This is a genomic window from Shewanella profunda (genome assembly GCF_023283765.1).
In the GTDB taxonomy this organism is placed as follows: Bacteria; Pseudomonadota; Gammaproteobacteria; order Enterobacterales; family Shewanellaceae; genus Shewanella; species Shewanella profunda.
In genome coordinates this window covers 72568-88613 of the sequence record NZ_JAKILG010000017.1, presented here as the reverse complement: position 1 = coordinate 88613, position 16046 = coordinate 72568, and the positions used below count along the sequence as shown (strand labels likewise).

At 45.7% G+C, this 16046-nt stretch carries 12 protein-coding genes and 1 pseudogene; 9 read left to right on the top strand and 4 right to left on the bottom strand.

Annotated elements, in window-relative coordinates; genetic code table 11:
* From L2744_RS10615 to aguA, 4 genes and pseudogenes are all read right to left on the bottom strand, one after another.
* Nucleotides 1–2826, bottom strand: a 2826-nt coding sequence (locus L2744_RS10615) for a SpvB/TcaC N-terminal domain-containing protein (RefSeq protein WP_248991874.1), incomplete at its 3' end; no start/stop codon positions are given.
* Nucleotides 2827–3034: 208 nt separating this feature from the next.
* Nucleotides 3035–3632: pseudogene (locus tag L2744_RS10610) on the bottom strand (tyrosine-type recombinase/integrase).
* A 583-nt stretch (nt 3633–4215) separates the two neighbouring features.
* Entirely contained in the window at nt 4216–5922 is a 1707-nt protein-coding gene (locus tag L2744_RS10605; protein ID WP_248991873.1) for an amidase, read from the bottom strand.
* A gap of 74 nt (nt 5923–5996) precedes the next feature.
* A complete protein-coding gene (gene aguA, locus L2744_RS10600; protein ID WP_248991872.1) occupies nt 5997–7109 on the bottom strand; it encodes an agmatine deiminase in 1113 nt (370 codons plus the stop codon).
* A gap of 541 nt (nt 7110–7650) precedes the next feature.
* Between aguA and mazG the strand changes: the two genes are divergently transcribed.
* From mazG to L2744_RS10555, 9 genes are all read left to right on the top strand, one after another.
* Complete coding sequence (gene mazG / locus L2744_RS10595; protein WP_248991871.1) at nt 7651–8562, top strand: nucleoside triphosphate pyrophosphohydrolase; 912 nt, start codon at nt 7651–7653, stop codon at nt 8560–8562.
* A gap of 116 nt (nt 8563–8678) precedes the next feature.
* The gene (pyrG, locus tag L2744_RS10590; RefSeq protein ID WP_248991870.1) at nt 8679–10316 is read left to right on the top strand and encodes a CTP synthase; all 1638 of its coding nucleotides are present in this window, start codon (nt 8679–8681) and stop codon (nt 10314–10316) included.
* Nucleotides 10317–10525: 209 nt separating this feature from the next.
* The gene (eno, locus tag L2744_RS10585; protein WP_248991869.1) at nt 10526–11821 is read left to right on the top strand and encodes a phosphopyruvate hydratase; all 1296 of its coding nucleotides are present in this window, start codon (nt 10526–10528) and stop codon (nt 11819–11821) included.
* A gap of 99 nt (nt 11822–11920) precedes the next feature.
* Nucleotides 11921–12220: a cell division protein FtsB gene (gene ftsB, locus L2744_RS10580; RefSeq protein ID WP_248991868.1), complete on the top strand. Its 300-nt coding sequence runs from the start codon at nt 11921–11923 to the stop codon at nt 12218–12220.
* 62 nt (nt 12221–12282) lie between these two features.
* On the top strand, nt 12283–12990 hold the full coding sequence (gene ispD, locus L2744_RS10575) for a 2-C-methyl-D-erythritol 4-phosphate cytidylyltransferase (protein ID WP_376711947.1): 708 nt from the start codon (nt 12283–12285) through the stop codon (nt 12988–12990).
* Nucleotides 12991–13032: 42 nt separating this feature from the next.
* On the top strand, nt 13033–13518 hold the full coding sequence (ispF, locus tag L2744_RS10570) for a 2-C-methyl-D-erythritol 2,4-cyclodiphosphate synthase (protein WP_248991866.1): 486 nt from the start codon (nt 13033–13035) through the stop codon (nt 13516–13518).
* Nucleotides 13519–13539: 21 nt separating this feature from the next.
* Nucleotides 13540–14622, top strand: coding sequence for a tRNA pseudouridine(13) synthase TruD (truD, locus tag L2744_RS10565; protein WP_248991865.1), 1083 nt, complete (start codon nt 13540–13542; stop codon nt 14620–14622).
* Entirely contained in the window at nt 14619–15368 is a 750-nt protein-coding gene (gene surE, locus L2744_RS10560) for a 5'/3'-nucleotidase SurE (RefSeq protein ID WP_248991864.1), read from the top strand. Before truD ends, surE begins: the two co-directional genes overlap by 4 nt.
* Nucleotides 15365–16000 (top strand): protein-L-isoaspartate(D-aspartate) O-methyltransferase, encoded by a 636-nt coding sequence (locus L2744_RS10555; protein WP_248991863.1) that lies wholly within the window; start codon nt 15365–15367, stop codon nt 15998–16000. Before surE ends, L2744_RS10555 begins: the two co-directional genes overlap by 4 nt.
* The last annotated feature ends 46 nt before the right edge of the window (nt 16001–16046 follow it).

Here is a 16046-nt window from a genome sequence, read left to right as displayed (position 1 = left end):
AATATCCCCATATATCTGATCGCCACAATAAGTTTGTAGCACATTGCTCACTTTCCCATTTCGAAATGGATCGACCAGTTTCACACAGTTTTCAATGAGCCTCTTGCCAGGAATTAACAACTCTTTCTTGCCATCATTATTAATGTCTACAAATTGCATACTGCCAGCAAATTTAGGCTGATTTATAAACGCAAAGCTACCATCATCCCCCGCAGGGATTCTGTACCCTCTCGATGCCAGAAAGGCATCAGTACCAAGCGTTATGGATCCAGAAAACTTTACGTTACCCATATTTAATCTGACGACGAGCTCCCCCCTTTCCCATCCAAACCAATCGGGTAAACCATCGCCATTAATATCATTGAAATAACTGAAAAATGTATAATCTAATCGATAGTTAGCAGGAAATCCTGAATAGCTACTCAAATCAAGAGTACTTGTAACAAAATTGACATTGGTTGATGAACTGTAGTTGAGCAAGAAATATTTGGGATTGCCGCCGGGTATACTACCCACAATTTTAGCGTCAATATCTGACACTAAAATATCGGGCAAGCCATTCCCATCAATATCACCGATTACATCAACTAGTTGAGAAGGATAAAATTTAAAATCTACAGAACTGCGTTTTGTTGCATAAGTCCAGAGCAGCTTCACTGTTTGAAAAGGAATACTTTTATTTCTTGTATGCAAGTACAGTTCAAGTTTGGGCTGACCATTATTATATCGATATAGAATAAGATCGGGCCAACCATCACCATTAAAATCATCACTGCTCAATATCCTGTCAGAATCAACTGACGAAGATACTAGACTTAAACTAGTATCTATAAATATGCTTGAATTATCATTACTATAGTTAAACTGTAGCTTTCCATTGTAAATACGATGTGCATCACTGATACCATCCTGATCAACATCGATTTCAATACATTCTTGGCTTGCTGTAAGGTAATTGTAATGGCATGAAAAATTAGAGGTCATGCTATTAGTGCTCACTAATTCTTGCTCTGCACTCGCATTAAATCCAATCCAATCTCGGTTACCATCCCCATCAATATCACCCTGAGATAAAATGTTAATTAACTCTGTTACATTCTGATATTTTGGTGTTCCTCCGATGTTTATTTGCTCGGGAAGACCAATAGCTTGAGTATCTGACCAATCTAAATGAGTCTCTTTAGCCCATTGCCATTGTGAATTAGAGTAAGCTGCATGTCTTATATTAGAAATGAGTGAACGATGAGTTGTTTGGCTAACTAAATGCTCGACTTCATATTTAAACACTGGCTTTGCATCATGATATGAAGTTATGCTTGAAAGTCTTCTTTCTGTAACGATTTTGCTACCTGCCAAATAACTAACACTTCTGTCTGGACGTATCTCATAACTAAACACAACACTACGATCACCAACTTGATTCAGTGTTCCTGTGTAATTTATGTTCTGTAGCAAATGCTCACCAGCAATGCTGTCGTCATATTTATAATCAATGGTATTAGCGCCATTTGAATAGGACTCTTGGGTCACTTTCCAGCTTAATACGGTACTTAAACCGCTCGGCACAAAACGACTATTAGTACTTGCACCATAGGTTGCCGAACTGCCATCAGGTTTATAGACGGTAAAACTACTATTACTGTCATTTATATTGCCGTGTTGTACTACTTTAACGAAGGAATCCATCTCAGTGCGATATTCGCTATTGCTTGTGCCATATGTACCGCTAATGGCAATTAAACGCTGACCGTCAAGACACAACCTATCGGTCGAGGCATTAAAGGTGACCGCTCGAGTATAGGTATCTTGGGCAAAGGTTGCACCGCAGCGACTAATGCTTGAGCCAGCATTGAGTGACCAACCCACACCTAAAATACCATTACCACTTTGTGAGTTATAACTGAGCGATACTGAAGGTTGAACGCCATTGCGCCCCGGTGGTAAATCGATGGGAATGTGATAACTTGCTTGGCCACCCGATACGCTGGCTTGCCCCTTAACCGCTACTGCATTTAAGTCAACACCTTCTGCGGGCTCAATATCGCTGCCACCCGCATCAGCAACCGTTACCCGAGATAAATTTTTCCAGTCGCTTCCAAGCACAGGCAAGCTAACCTGAGTATTGCTGGATAATTTCCAAGCACTGCACGCCGTTGAGCAAGCCCGCACTTGATATTGATAGGTGCCTGAAGTGAGCCCCGACAAAGCATAACTGGTGGCCGTTCCAGAATACTTAGCGACCCAGGCGCCACCGTTAACGCGCTGCTGCAATTCATAACGCGTAGCGCCACTGACACTCGACCAAGAAACGCTAAAGGCCCCGGTTGCATTGGTTGCAGGAGCAGAGATAGAGGTTGGAACCGAGGGAGTTGTCGGCACCGAAGAACTGCCAACGAGAATAGAGGGGCTATAAGCGCTGCACAATGAACCTTTGCAGGCATTGATGCGGTAGTAATACCCTGAGAGCGTTTTACCCGATAAATTGATATAGCGAGCACTTGTCCAGCCAGAGCATGCCGTACCAGTACCATCATCGAATGCAGGGGCTAATGCCATTAACATCGATGACGAACCACCATCTGCATTACCAAGCCCACTATAAACGCTGCCCCATGTGCTACCGTTGGTAGATTCTTGGATATTAACGACAGTGACTTCACATCCTATATACCAATGCAAATCAATAGTTGAATTTGATTTACCACCACTAAGGGAAGGCACATCAGGCAGCAGCGCCGCCTCACTCGGTGCCGCCCCAACCAATCCCAATAGTAATATAAAAACGGCAAAAGATGATTTACGGTGCTGTGTCCATAGCGGCAACATGGCATTCCCTTTAGTTCAAGTTCCTATTTTTGTCAAATTACAATACAAAATTAAAAACATTTCCACAACACTGCGGAAACATTTTAATTATTCTAGGCTCTTACAAATGTTGCGATGACGTTTGCTACGATAAATAAGAAGTCATTTTTTACCAGCACCACAGATAACTGAGACAATATAGCTAAAAGTGCATATTGCCTCAGTGCCCTTACATTTCAATAGACTCAGATATTCGAAGTGCATCTTCAATCTCTACCCCCCAAGTAGCGGACGGTGTTATCCAGCTTGACATGGCCAAGTAATATTTGAATGGCTCGAATATCTTTCGTTCTACGGTAAATCAATGTGGCTTTGGTTCGGCGCAGTGAATGCGTGCCGTATAATTCACTATTTTGGCCTAACTGATGCGCCCAGTTTTTGACTATAGCGCGGTAATAGCTGTAACTCATCGGTTGATGAGCACATCTTGGGCTTGGAAATATGTAGTCCTCTGCGATCAGCCGCTGTTCAAGTAACCAAGAGGTCAGACAATGTTGGGTTGGTGGTGTAATTTCAAACTGAACTTCACGATGGGTTTTACGCTGTGATAATCGCACTCGCGGATTGATGATGCCTGCAGAGGTAATGTCTTGAACTTTCAAATGCAGTAAGTCACAAGCGCGCAATTTTGAATCAATGGCTAAATTAAGTAACGCTAACTCAGCAATATTATGCTCTAACTCTAAACGAGTGCGAATGCGCCAAACCTCTTCCAATTTAAAAGGTCGTTTTTGCCCCATGGGATGACCTTTATTGCAAGTGTCCATACAAACCTCCTCAGGTAGTGATGAATAGACACTTAAATTTTAGGAAATGGTGCTCATAGTTGAACACATATGGATTATAAAAACTCATGCATATATGCAATTAAAATGGAGTCTAAAAATGGAATGCTGAATTGCTTTGGGGCAATAGCTTTTTAGCTGAACGAACAGCTAGAGGGATCGTCAAGATTGGCATTGTTGCAACAGTGACCGTTGGCGGCATGGATGCCGCCGTCGAGCCTATAGGGATACTTCTTTTGAAAGAAATAGACGGCGTGTCACTGGGGAAACAGTGACAATTAATCCAGAACACCTGACCACAAAGTCATCTTGCTTAGGGGCAAAAACGTTTTAGCAAAGGCAGCGTATCGATGAGATCGCTGCCATTTAGTGTGATTCTTAATTACTTGGTATAAGACTTTATTACTCTCAAACAGCAGCGAATGGCAAAATGTTGTATCTGGCTTTTGTTAGAATAAAAAACGGGATTGGCACATAAGACCCATCCCGTTTTTATGACTCTGCACTTTGCCTTTATATGGGGGTGAAATCCCTAAGACTAAGTGTACGTTTGTCCGTTTAGCGCTTATTGGCCAAGCTTTGGCGTGCGTGGCGGGATCATACGCCTGTCACCTGTTGACTCAAATGCACCTGCAAACTTAAGCAGGTTGTTGTCATCATAGGCGCGGCCTGCAAAGGTCAAACCTACTGGCATGCCAATATCGGCCATCACGCCCATAGGCACAGTCACAGTCGGTACACCTAAGTGACGAATAGCAAGGTTGCCGTTTGCTACCCAAACTCCGTTGCTCCACGCGATATCGGCTGAAGCCGGATTCACATGGGCATCGGCAGGGCCGACATCTGCCACGGTTGGGAACAGCACGGCATCGAGCTTAAGCTCGTCCATCCAGTCTTCGAGATCTAGCTTACGGGTTTTCTCTAAGCCACGCAGACCATCGGGAATGCTGTCGATCTGGTCATAGGGTTTAAGACCACGCTTAGCCATGTTGACGTACTCTTCCATGCCTGCCGCCAAGTCACCTTCACGATTGGGCAGGGTGCCAAGATCATGGGGGAAAATCAAATGCCCAACCACATTAGCCAGTTTGTTGAGTTTAGGGTCATTATTGGCACGCAGGAATTCATCGAATGCCCAACCGGATAGTTCCCACAGCTCATCATGGAGGAACTCAGGCGTGACGATACCACGGTTAAACACGGTCGGCGCACCTGGGCGGTCACCTTCGCAATTTGATACCAGCGGGAAGTCCACTTCAATCACTTCGGCGCCGACAGCTTCCAAGGCTTTACGAGCCGCTTCCCATAGATCGATAACCGATTGGCGGGTATGAATACGTTGACCCGTTGGGCCGCCAATGCCCGGATTTTCGCTGGTGCCCGCCAATTCATCTTTATTGATGTACATGCGCGGCACACCAAAACGCTTACCCTTAAGTGTGTCTGAGCTAGCGGCCAGCGCCAGATAAGATTCAGGGCGAACTGTTGATGCTTTAGGGATCTCTACCCAAGGTTGCAGACGCCATAGGTCGCCACGGGTGATAGGGTCATCCGCAACAATAACATCCAGCACTTCGAGCATGTCTGCCATAGTGCGGGTATAAGGCACGACGACATCCATGGTCGGTGTTAACGGCCAGTTGCCGCGCACTGAAATCACACCGCGCGATGGGGTATAGGCGCACAGACCATTATTAGATGCCGGCCCTCGACCGCTCGACCAAGTTTCTTCGGCAAGACCAAAAGCAGAGTAACTTGCCGCTGTGCCTGTGCCAGCCCCATTGGAAGAACCCGAAGCGAACGGTGCAGTAAGATACTCAGCATTGTATGGGCTTTCGGCGCGGCCATAGTGACCACGCTGCATACCGCCATTGGCCATAGGTGGCATGTTGGTTTTACCTATGCATATGGCACCCGCTGTGCGTAGGCGCTCAACGGCAAAGGCATCATATTGGGCAACCAAATCCTTGAAGGCTGGGCTGCCAGACGCCGCCGTCAGCCCCTTAACTAGGTAGCTGTCCTTGACTGTATAGGGAATGCCGTCGAGTGGGCTCAGTATTTCACCACGGGCGCGGCGCGCATCTGAGGCTTCGGCTTCTTTAAGCGCATCAGGATTATGGACCACTAGCGCATTGAGCTTAGTCTGGGTCGCTGGGCCGTCATACGCCTCAACCCGCGTGAGATACGACTTCACTAACTCAACCGCGGTAGTGCGACCGGATTCGAGTGCTGTACGCAGCTCGGCAATGGAAACTTCAGTAACTTCAAACATCTTACGCCCTCCTACTGAAAGCCAATGGTGTTACAACAACAGTGACATCAATCGTCATTATGTTCTCCTTGGGGTTACTTTCCAGAGGGGATCTGTTGGGTAATACAATGGATATTGCCGCCACCTAGTAAAATCTCGCGGGCAGGCACACCGACAATCTCATGCTCTGGGAAGATTTCCTGCAGTTTTTGGGCTGCGATATCATCGGTTGCAGGGTCAAGCAGCGGGAACACGATACGATTATTGGTGATTAAAAAGTTCACATAAGAACCCGCTAAGCGTTCACCCGCCGTACGTGGCACGCCAGTGCCTTCGGTCACACCCTTTGATTCTTCTTCGGTGCAATACAGCGGCCCCGGTTGTGGCAATAGATGGATTTTTAACTTACGGCCTTGTGCATCCACGGTGTTTTGCAACACTTCTAGCGCGGCTTTTGAGCGTGGATACTGGGGATCCATTTGATCATCAGTCCAGTGCAGGATCACTTCACCTGGACGTGCAAAACAGCACATATTGTCGATATGCCCGTCGGTCTCATCCATATAAACACCATCTTGCAACCAGATAAACTGCTTAACATTCAAATAGTCTCGCAGTAAGGCTTCAATCTGTTCTTTTGTCAAATCAGGGTTACGGTTGGCGTTGAGTAAACATTCGGCACTCGTCATACAGGTGCCTTCACCATCGACATGGATGGATCCACCTTCGAGGATCAGCGGTGCGCTGTAACGGGCAAAACCATGCTGCGCGAGCATTTGCTGTGCAACTTGTTCGTCCTTATCCCATGGGAAGTACAAACCACCGTTATGGCCGCCCCAAGCATTAAAGCCCCAGTCAACACCACGGCATTCGCCATTATCATTCACAACGACTGTTGGCCCAGTGTCACGAGCCCAGCAATCGTTACTGTCCATTTCAACCAAAGTGACGTGGGATGGCATTACCGCTTTAGCTTCGGCTAAAAAGGCTTTAGGGACACCCATATAAACGGGGGTTGCCGCACCAATGGCATCGGCCACCTTGGCAAAGGTCGCCTGAGCATAAGCACCTGCAGCGCGCCAGTTATCAGGACGATAGGGCCAAATCATCCACACCGCTTGCTGCGCGGCCCATTCGCCAGGCATGTGAAAACCATCTTGGGATGGCTTAGTCGTTAACTGCGTGGCATCCACTGTCACGTTTGTCATGAGTTTTGTCTCCAGTAATGCTGAAAAACTATCAGGGTGCGTCCTAATATAGGACGACAGAATCGAAATATACCTAACATCAATCAAATGAATAAATCGAATGACCACATTTATCACGGGGCGCTCATCACGTGCACTCATCACGTGAATAGTTAGGCCGAAATTGCCAGGTCTTCGCTCGGTGACTTGTAGCTTCGTTGAAATATTGCTGCGTATCTTATCATTTAAGACGGCTTGCGCTAAATACTTGTATGCAGGACATAGATGAGAATTTGCAGGGGAGGAAGGTTGTCAATTTATTGCTCACGAGATGAGTGAATTACGAAATGGCGCGAATGCTCTTTCGTTAAAATAAGTCTTAGTTGAAATACGTCACTAAAAGCTGATCTCAGCATCAAAATAGCGCTTTTATCTTAGCTAGCTTATCATCATCGCTTTATTGTAGCCTTTCGCTAAAAAGCACTGCTGAGGGTTGAGGCGTATTTTTTTGTTCTTTCTCAGTATTCGCCCGTTGCAGTATTTATCTTTAAAGGATATCAGCATGACTTCCCACACGGCGCCATTAACCTCATTTTCTACTACTGAACCTTCTATCACTGAAACTTCTACAACGGAACTGTCTATAACAGATGTTGAGCCGCTGCTTAAGATAATGGAAAAACTGCGTGATCCGCACACGGGTTGTCCTTGGGACAAAGCGCAAACGTTTCAAACTATAGTGCCTTTTACTTTAGAGGAAGCCTATGAAGTTGCCGATACCATAGAGCGTTTAGCCTGGGATGAGTTACCCGATGAACTCGGGGATTTGTTATTTCAAATCGTATTCTATTGTCAACTCGGCAAAGAGCAGGGGTTATTTGATTTTTCGAGCGTGATTGAGAAAATCAGCGACAAGTTAACCCGTCGTCATCCCCATGTATTTGGTGAGCAAAATCCGCAAATAGGCGATAGCGCCCAAGCGATGAAAGCCAATTGGGAAGCGATTAAAGCGATTGAGCGTGAACAAAAGGCGCAACAAGTTGCAGGTGAAACCCAAGCCGATATTATGGTTTCCGTATTAGACAATATTCCTCGCTCACAACCTGCACTGTCACGCTCAATCAAAATTCAGCAAAGGGTGGCGCGAGTCGGTTTCGATTGGGCCGAGCTTGAGCCTGTGGTCGCTAAAATCCATGAAGAAATTGATGAAGTGCTGCATGAGGTGAAGCAACCAGAGCAAGACCAAGCTAAAGTGCAGTCCGAAATGGGCGACTTGCTGTTTGCCGTAGTGAATTTAGCCCGCCATCTTAAGGTCGATCCTGAACAAGCATTGCGCCAAGCGAACCTTAAATTTGAACGCCGTTTTCGCGGCGTTGAACAGTTGGCGAGTGATAGCGGTAAAGGCATGGAAGAGCACACATTAATGGAGCTCGATGCCTATTGGGACCAAGTAAAAGCGACGGAGACGAGATAAACGGCAAATTATCCCGATTGGTGTTTGTCGAATCGCAGCGCCTTTGGTATACTACTGCCCCGTCCTAGTGCTTTCTTACAAGCACGTATTTTCAAACTCATTTTCTCAGGTTCAGCATGACTACAAGGTATATCTTCGTTACTGGTGGCGTTGTTTCATCACTAGGTAAAGGCATTGCAGCAGCATCATTAGCTGCAATTTTAGAGGCCCGCGGTCTCAATGTAACCATCATGAAACTGGACCCTTATATTAACGTTGATCCGGGTACCATGAGCCCAACCCAACATGGCGAAGTATTTGTTACTGAAGACGGTGCAGAAACAGATCTCGACTTGGGTCACTACGAGCGTTTCATCCGTACTAAGATGAATCGTCGTAACAACTTCACTACTGGTCGTATTTACGAAGAAGTATTACGTAAAGAACGTCGTGGCGATTATTTGGGCGCAACCATTCAGGTTATCCCACACATCACTAATGCGATTAAAGAGAAAGTATTAGCGGGTGGCGAAGGCCATGATGTGGCTATCGTCGAAATCGGCGGTACTGTTGGTGATATCGAATCCTTGCCGTTCCTAGAGTCAATCCGTCAGCTTGGCGTTGAGTTGGGTCGTGATCGTACTCTGTTTATGCATTTAACCTTAGTGCCTTTCTTAGGTGCTGCTGGCGAAGTGAAAACTAAACCAACTCAACACTCAGTGAAAGAGTTGCGCTCTATCGGTATCGCGCCAGATGTGCTGGTTTGCCGTGGTGACCGCGCTATTCCTGCTAATGAAAGAGCCAAAATTTCACTTTTCTGTAATGTCGAAGAGCGTGCGGTTATTTCATTAAAAGATGTTGATAGTATTTATAAAATCCCAGCCTTGTTACGTTCGCAAGGTTTAGATGATTTAGTGGTTAAGCGTTTCGGTTTAGACTGCCATGAAGCTGACTTAACTGAGTGGGAAAATGTGATTTACCAAGAAGCTAATCCAAATGGCGAAGTCGTTATTGGTATGGTGGGTAAATACATTGAACTACCAGATGCATACAAGTCAGTCAACGAAGCGTTAAAACATGCTGGCCTTAAAAACCGCGTATCAGTGACCATCAAATACATTGATTCACAAACCGTAGAAGCGAAAGGCGAAGAAGTCTTACACGGCTTAGACGGTATCTTAGTACCAGGCGGCTTCGGTGAGCGTGGGGTTGAAGGTAAGATACTGGCGGCGAAATTTGCCCGTGAAAACAAATTGCCATATTTTGGTATTTGTCTAGGGATGCAAGTTGCCCTAATCGAGTTTGCGCGTAATGTTGCTGGCATGGCTGATGCGCATTCGACTGAATTCAACAAAGAAACGCCATTCCCAGTCGTAGGTTTAATCACCGAATGGATTGATGAAGAAGGTAATGTCGAGCAGCGTCATGAGGCGTCTGACTTAGGTGGCACTATGCGTTTAGGCGCTCAATTGTGTCATTTACTCGAGGGTTCTAAAGCGGCCCAAGCCTACAAAGGTAATAGCTGTGTAGAACGCCATCGTCACCGTTATGAAGTGAACAACAAATACAGAGAACGTTTAGAGCAAGCTGGCATGATCTTCAGTGGTTTGTCTTCCGATCGTAAGCTGGTTGAAATGATCGAGCTTAAAGATCATCCATGGTTTGTTGCGGGTCAATTCCACCCAGAGTTCACTTCAACGCCACGTGATGGTCATCCTTTGTTCGAAGGGTTTATTGCTGCGGCGAGTGCGCATCAAAAACGTGATCTGAAATAAGAAATTTTAAGGCCGGACCCGCGACAGTGGGACCGGCCTTTTGCTACACTCAAGCCGCTTTAATCGGAGTTAGAACTAGATACCCATGTGTATAAACGACATGCTAGTTGATGGAAAAAGTAAACGGAATTTTAGTCGTGCTCTACATCTGTTTATTCCCATTGGTATTGGTTTTTTTCTTTTATTTTTAAACTTAAATCGAGGGTAATATGGCTAAGATTATTAACGTGATTGGTCGCGAGATTATGGATTCTCGTGGTAACCCAACAGTTGAAGCCGAAGTGCATTTAGAAGGTGGATTTGTTGGTATGGCGGCAGCGCCATCTGGCGCATCAACCGGTAGTCGTGAAGCGTTAGAATTACGTGACGGTGATAAAAGCCGTTATTTAGGCAAGGGCGTGTTAACCGCCGTTGCCAACGTCAACGGTGTAATCCGCGCTGCGTTACTAGGCAAAGATGCCACTGCACAAGCTGAGCTTGATCAAATCATGATCGACTTAGACGGTACTGAAAACAAAGACAAGTTAGGCGCAAACGCGATTCTTGCCGTGTCTTTAGCGGCAGCCAAAGCGGCAGCAGCATTTAAAGGTATGCCTTTATACGCGCACATCGCAGAATTGAACGGTACGCCAGGTCAATATTCTATGCCTGTGCCTATGATGAACATCTTAAACGGTGGTGAGCACGCGGATAACAACGTTGATATCCAAGAGTTTATGGTGCAACCTGTTGGCGCAAAAACCTTCCGTGAAGCACTGCGCATGGGCGCTGAAATCTTCCATACTTTGAAAAAAGTATTACACGACAAAGGCCTAAGCACTTCTGTCGGTGACGAAGGTGGTTTTGCACCTAACTTAGCCTCAAACGCCGATGCGTTAGCCATTATCAAAGAAGCGGTTGAGCTGGCTGGCTACAAGTTAGGTACAGACGTGACGTTAGCGCTGGATTGCGCCGCATCTGAATTCTACAAAGATGGCAAATACGATCTCGCTGGCGAAGGTAAAGTCTTCGACTCGAACGGTTTCTCTGATTTCTTAAAATCATTGGCTGATCAATATCCAATCGTGTCTATTGAAGACGGTTTAGATGAATCAGATTGGGATGGTTGGGCTTACCAAACTCAAATCATGGGCGACAAGATCCAATTAGTGGGCGACGATTTATTCGTAACCAACACTAAAATCTTAACCCGTGGTATTGAAAACGGTATCGCTAACTCAATCCTTATCAAGTTTAACCAAATCGGTTCATTGACTGAGACTTTAGCGGCCATTCGCATGGCGAAAGATGCGGGTTACACCGCAGTGATTTCACACCGTAGTGGTGAAACTGAAGATTCAACCATTGCTGACTTAGCCGTTGGTACTGCAGCTGGCCAAATCAAAACCGGTTCACTGTGTCGTTCTGACCGCGTGGCTAAATACAACCAATTGCTGCGCATCGAAGAGCAATTAGGTGAAAAAGCTCCATACCGTGGTTTGAAAGAGATCAAAGGTCAGGCGTAATTTAACGTTTGATGTAAAAAGGCCACCACTCGGTGGCCTTTTTTGTTGTACTATCTGCAGTATATTTTTTTAATCCAAGATACTGACGCTAATTCCTCCATGAAATTTTTTGTCATTGCACTCATAGTGCTACTCGGTTTATTGCAATATCGGCTATGGTCGGGAAGTAACAGTCTGCCCGAATACTTTGTCTTGCAAAAACATATCGCGGTTCAGCAAGAAGGTAACAATAAGCTCAATGAGCGTAACCAAGTGCTGAAAGAAGAGATCATCGATCTTAAAAGTGGAACTGAAGCCATCGAAGAGCGCGCGCGTAACGAACTTGGCATGGTTAAAGAAGGAGAAACCTTCTACCGTGTTGTGGGTGGTGAACGCTCAGTATCGAGTCCTTCTCAGTGACGGAGTTAATGCGTATGGATATCGCATTAGAAGAGCGACCCAATCTCGAACATCAGCCTCAAATGATGATGAAAGCAAATCCAGATCCCCAAAACGTAGTCGCGATAGTGCCCGCTGCGGGAATGGGTAGTCGTATGGGAGCCGATAAACCTAAGCAATATCTTGAGGTTTTAGGCCAAACAATTCTTGCCCATACTTTAGATAAGCTATTGTCTCATCAGCAAATCACTCAAGTGATTATCGCCCTACATCCCAATGACACGTTTTTTTATGCATTACCTCAGGCGCAACATCCAAAACTTATCACAGTGCTTGGTGGTGGTGAACGTGCAGATTCAGTTTTGGCGGCTCTGCAAGTTGCACCTGAAAACAGTTGGGCGTTGGTACACGATGCAGCAAGGCCCTGTTTAACCTTGGCTGATATCGATAAATTACTTGCATCGCGCGTTGAGTTCCTCCAAGGGGCAATATTGGCTATGCCAGTGCGCGATACCATGAAGCGTGCTAATCAGAAAGGGGAGATAAGTACGACTGTCTGCCGTGATAACTTATGGCATGCGTTGACGCCACAGTTATTTCCTACATCTGAGTTAAAATGGCATTTACAAGCGGCAATGGCAGCAGGCGCCGTGGTGACGGATGAAGCATCCGCGATGGAATGGGCTGGGATATCTCCAGGGCTTGTTTCTGGCCGTGCTGACAATATAAAAGTCACGCATCCCGATGATTTAGGGCTGGCTGAACTCTTTTTAATGCGTGTTGTAAAATAGCTTATCTAAAACGCGCCACCAAAATAAGTTAGGAAATGATAAATGAAAATCCGTATTGGTCATGGTTTTGATGTTCACAAATTTGGCGAAGATCGGCCATTAATTTTATGCGGTGTTGAAGTGCCCTATGAAACGGGTCTTGTCGCACACTCCGATGGTGATGTGGTGTTGCATGCCGTTTCTGATGCTATTCTCGGTGCGATGGCACTCGGTGATATAGGCAAACATTTTCCCGATACGGACGCCGCATACAAAGGGGCCGATAGCCGCGTATTATTGCGTCATTGCTATGCTCTGGCAAAGCAAAAGGGTTTCGAGTTAGGCAATTTAGATGTCACTATCATTGCTCAGGCACCCAAAATTGCACCACATATTGAAGCTATGCGCCAAGTGCTTGCCACCGATTTAACGGCTCAATTGGATGATATTAACGTCAAAGCGACGACAACTGAAAAGTTGGGTTTTACGGGACGTAAAGAAGGCATTGCGGTAGAAGCGGTTGTGTTGATGAACCGTAAACAAGATTAATTAAAGAGATAGATAAGTCCCATGAGCGAACTGCATTATTTATATGGCAAACCACTAGGCACTGCCGATTTACGTACTCAAAATAGCGATTTTATCGTGAAAGAGATTTTGCCCTTCAGCCCAACAGGAGAAGGGGAGCATCATCTCTTACATATCCGTAAAGACGGACTTAATACGGTTCAAGTGGCGGAAATGATTGCCAAGTTTGCAAAGGTTCATCCAAAGGAAGTGACCTATGCGGGCCAGAAAGATAAAAATGCCATTACTGAACAGTGGTTTGGTGTACGCATTCCAGGCAAAGAAACCCCCGCTTGGCGTGAGTTAAATAGCGAACGATTAACTCTGCTATCGAGTAGTCGTCACAGTAAAAAATTACGGATTGGTGCACTACTGGGTAATCGCTTTATTTTGACTTTGCGTAATGTCACTCATGTCGAAGATATCATTAGCCGGATTGAAAAAGTAAGTCAAATCGGTGTTCCCAATTATTTTGGTGAGCAGCGCTTTGGCCATGATGGTAAAAACTTAGTCATGGGACGCCAAATGTTGGCGGGTAAGAAAGTTAAAGATAGAAACAAACGCAGCATGTATTTGTCTGCCGTGCGCTCAAATTTATTTAATACGGTAGTGTCATACCGCTTAGCAAATCATGGTACTAAACCTTTAGCGGGTGATTGTGTCATGTTGGCGGGCAGTAAAAGCTTTTTTGTTACGCCCGAATGGGATCTTATTGTTTTAAAAAGATTGATAGAGAAGGATATTCAACTCTCAGCACCACTGTGGGGTCGTGGCATGATGTTACCTCAAGGCGAAGCTGCGGCGATGGAAACCTTAGCTATGAGTGAGCTTGGCGATGACTGCTATGGTCTAGAGCATGCGGGATTAGAACAGGAGCGTCGTCCATTACTGCTTGAGCCTCAAGGGCTCAAGTACGAAAAAACGGAAGATAGCTTAGTGTTAGAGTTTATTTTACCAGCGGGTAGCTTTGCGACTTCTTTACTTAGAGAATTGGTTAATTATCAAGATGTAAAAGAGCAACAGTGGCAGGCAACGCTCACTTCAGAGGTTAAAGCCGTTAACGGCAGTGATGACGCGGCATCATGATCCGTATTCTTGTCAGTAACGATGATGGTGTAAATGCACCCGGTATCAAAGCCTTAACAGAAGCACTCACTGAAATAGCCAACGTGATGACAGTCGCGCCAGATCGTAATTGTTCCGGTGCAAGTAATTCATTAACCTTGACTAATCCATTAAGAATTAATAGGTTAGACAATGGTTACATTTCTGTGCATGGTACGCCGACAGATTGTGTTCACCTAGCGATCCGCGAGCTCTGTGATGGTGAACCCGATATGGTGGTTTCTGGTATTAATGCCGGGGCGAATATGGGGGATGACACCTTGTATTCGGGGACCGTCGCCGCGGCGATGGAAGGGCGATTTTTAGGATTTCCTGCGGTGGCTATTTCGCTTAATGGCAGAGAATTTAAGCATTATCAATCTGCTGCTGTTTATGCGCGGCGCATTGTGCAGGGATTGTTATTACACCCATTAGCGAGCGATCAGATTTTAAATATCAATGTGCCTGATTTACCGCTTGATGAGATTAAAGGGATTAGAGTGACACGGCTTGGTGCAAGGCATAAAGCCGAAGGCATAGTGCGGACACTCGATCCCGCAGGGCGAGAGATTTTTTGGTTAGGCCCTCCAGGTAAAGAGCAGGACGCTACCGAGGGCACAGATTTTCATGCTGTCGCCAATGGGTATGTGTCCATTACCCCCTTGACAGTAGATCTCACAGCCTACAAACAATTATCGGTATTGCAGAATTGGGTAGATAAAATATGACTCGAGTTGCCTTAACATCGGCGGTGAATCTCGCTAAAAAGCTTTCTGATGCGGGGATCCGTAATCAAGCCGTGTTAAAGGCGATATCGCAAACCCCGCGTGAAATGTTTCTCGATAATGCCTTAGCCCACAAAGCCTACGAAAATACAGCATTGCCGATTGGTCAAGGCCAAACGATTTCTCAGCCTTATATCGTTGCCAGAATGACCGAACTATTACTCAGTAATATGCCAAAAAAGGTGCTAGAAGTCGGAACGGGGTCGGGTTATCAAGCCGCCATATTAGCCCAATTAGTGCCAGAACTTTGTACTATAGAGCGGATTAAAGGCTTGCAAATTCAGGCTCGGCAAAGATTAAAACGGCTCGATCTACATAATGTGTCATTCAAATACGGCGATGGCTGGCAAGGATGGTCTAACCGTAGCCCGTTTGATGCCATTATGGTGACGGCTGCCGCAGCGACAGTGCCCGAGGCACTTTTATCCCAACTGGCCGATGGCGGTGTGTTAGTGTTGCCAGTGGGAGAGAACACACAACAATTGATGCGGATCACGCGTAATCGCGAGAGTTTTAGTTCAGAAAATATCGAAACGGTAAAATTTGTGCCACTAGTCAATGGTGAATTGGCATAAATTGGATTGCGGTATAGTCATTGTTAGTGATTTTTAGAGGAAGTGT

What these genes read in the sequence shown, in the direction of transcription:
- L2744_RS10605 (WP_248991873.1), bottom strand. Translation starts at nt 5,922, where the DNA reads ATGTTTGAAGTTACTGAAGTTTCCATTGCCGAGCTGCGTACAGCACTC.
- aguA (WP_248991872.1), bottom strand. Translation starts at nt 7,109, where the DNA reads ATGACAAACGTGACAGTGGATGCCACGCAGTTAACGACTAAGCCATCC.
- mazG (WP_248991871.1), top strand. Translation starts at nt 7,651, where the DNA reads ATGACTTCCCACACGGCGCCATTAACCTCATTTTCTACTACTGAACCT.
- pyrG (WP_248991870.1), top strand. Translation starts at nt 8,679, where the DNA reads ATGACTACAAGGTATATCTTCGTTACTGGTGGCGTTGTTTCATCACTA.
- eno (WP_248991869.1), top strand. Translation starts at nt 10,526, where the DNA reads ATGGCTAAGATTATTAACGTGATTGGTCGCGAGATTATGGATTCTCGT.
- ftsB (WP_248991868.1), top strand. Translation starts at nt 11,921, where the DNA reads ATGAAATTTTTTGTCATTGCACTCATAGTGCTACTCGGTTTATTGCAA.
- ispD (WP_376711947.1), top strand. Translation starts at nt 12,283, where the DNA reads ATGATGATGAAAGCAAATCCAGATCCCCAAAACGTAGTCGCGATAGTG.
- ispF (WP_248991866.1), top strand. Translation starts at nt 13,033, where the DNA reads ATGAAAATCCGTATTGGTCATGGTTTTGATGTTCACAAATTTGGCGAA.
- truD (WP_248991865.1), top strand. Translation starts at nt 13,540, where the DNA reads ATGAGCGAACTGCATTATTTATATGGCAAACCACTAGGCACTGCCGAT.
- surE (WP_248991864.1), top strand. Translation starts at nt 14,619, where the DNA reads ATGATCCGTATTCTTGTCAGTAACGATGATGGTGTAAATGCACCCGGT.
- L2744_RS10555 (WP_248991863.1), top strand. Translation starts at nt 15,365, where the DNA reads ATGACTCGAGTTGCCTTAACATCGGCGGTGAATCTCGCTAAAAAGCTT.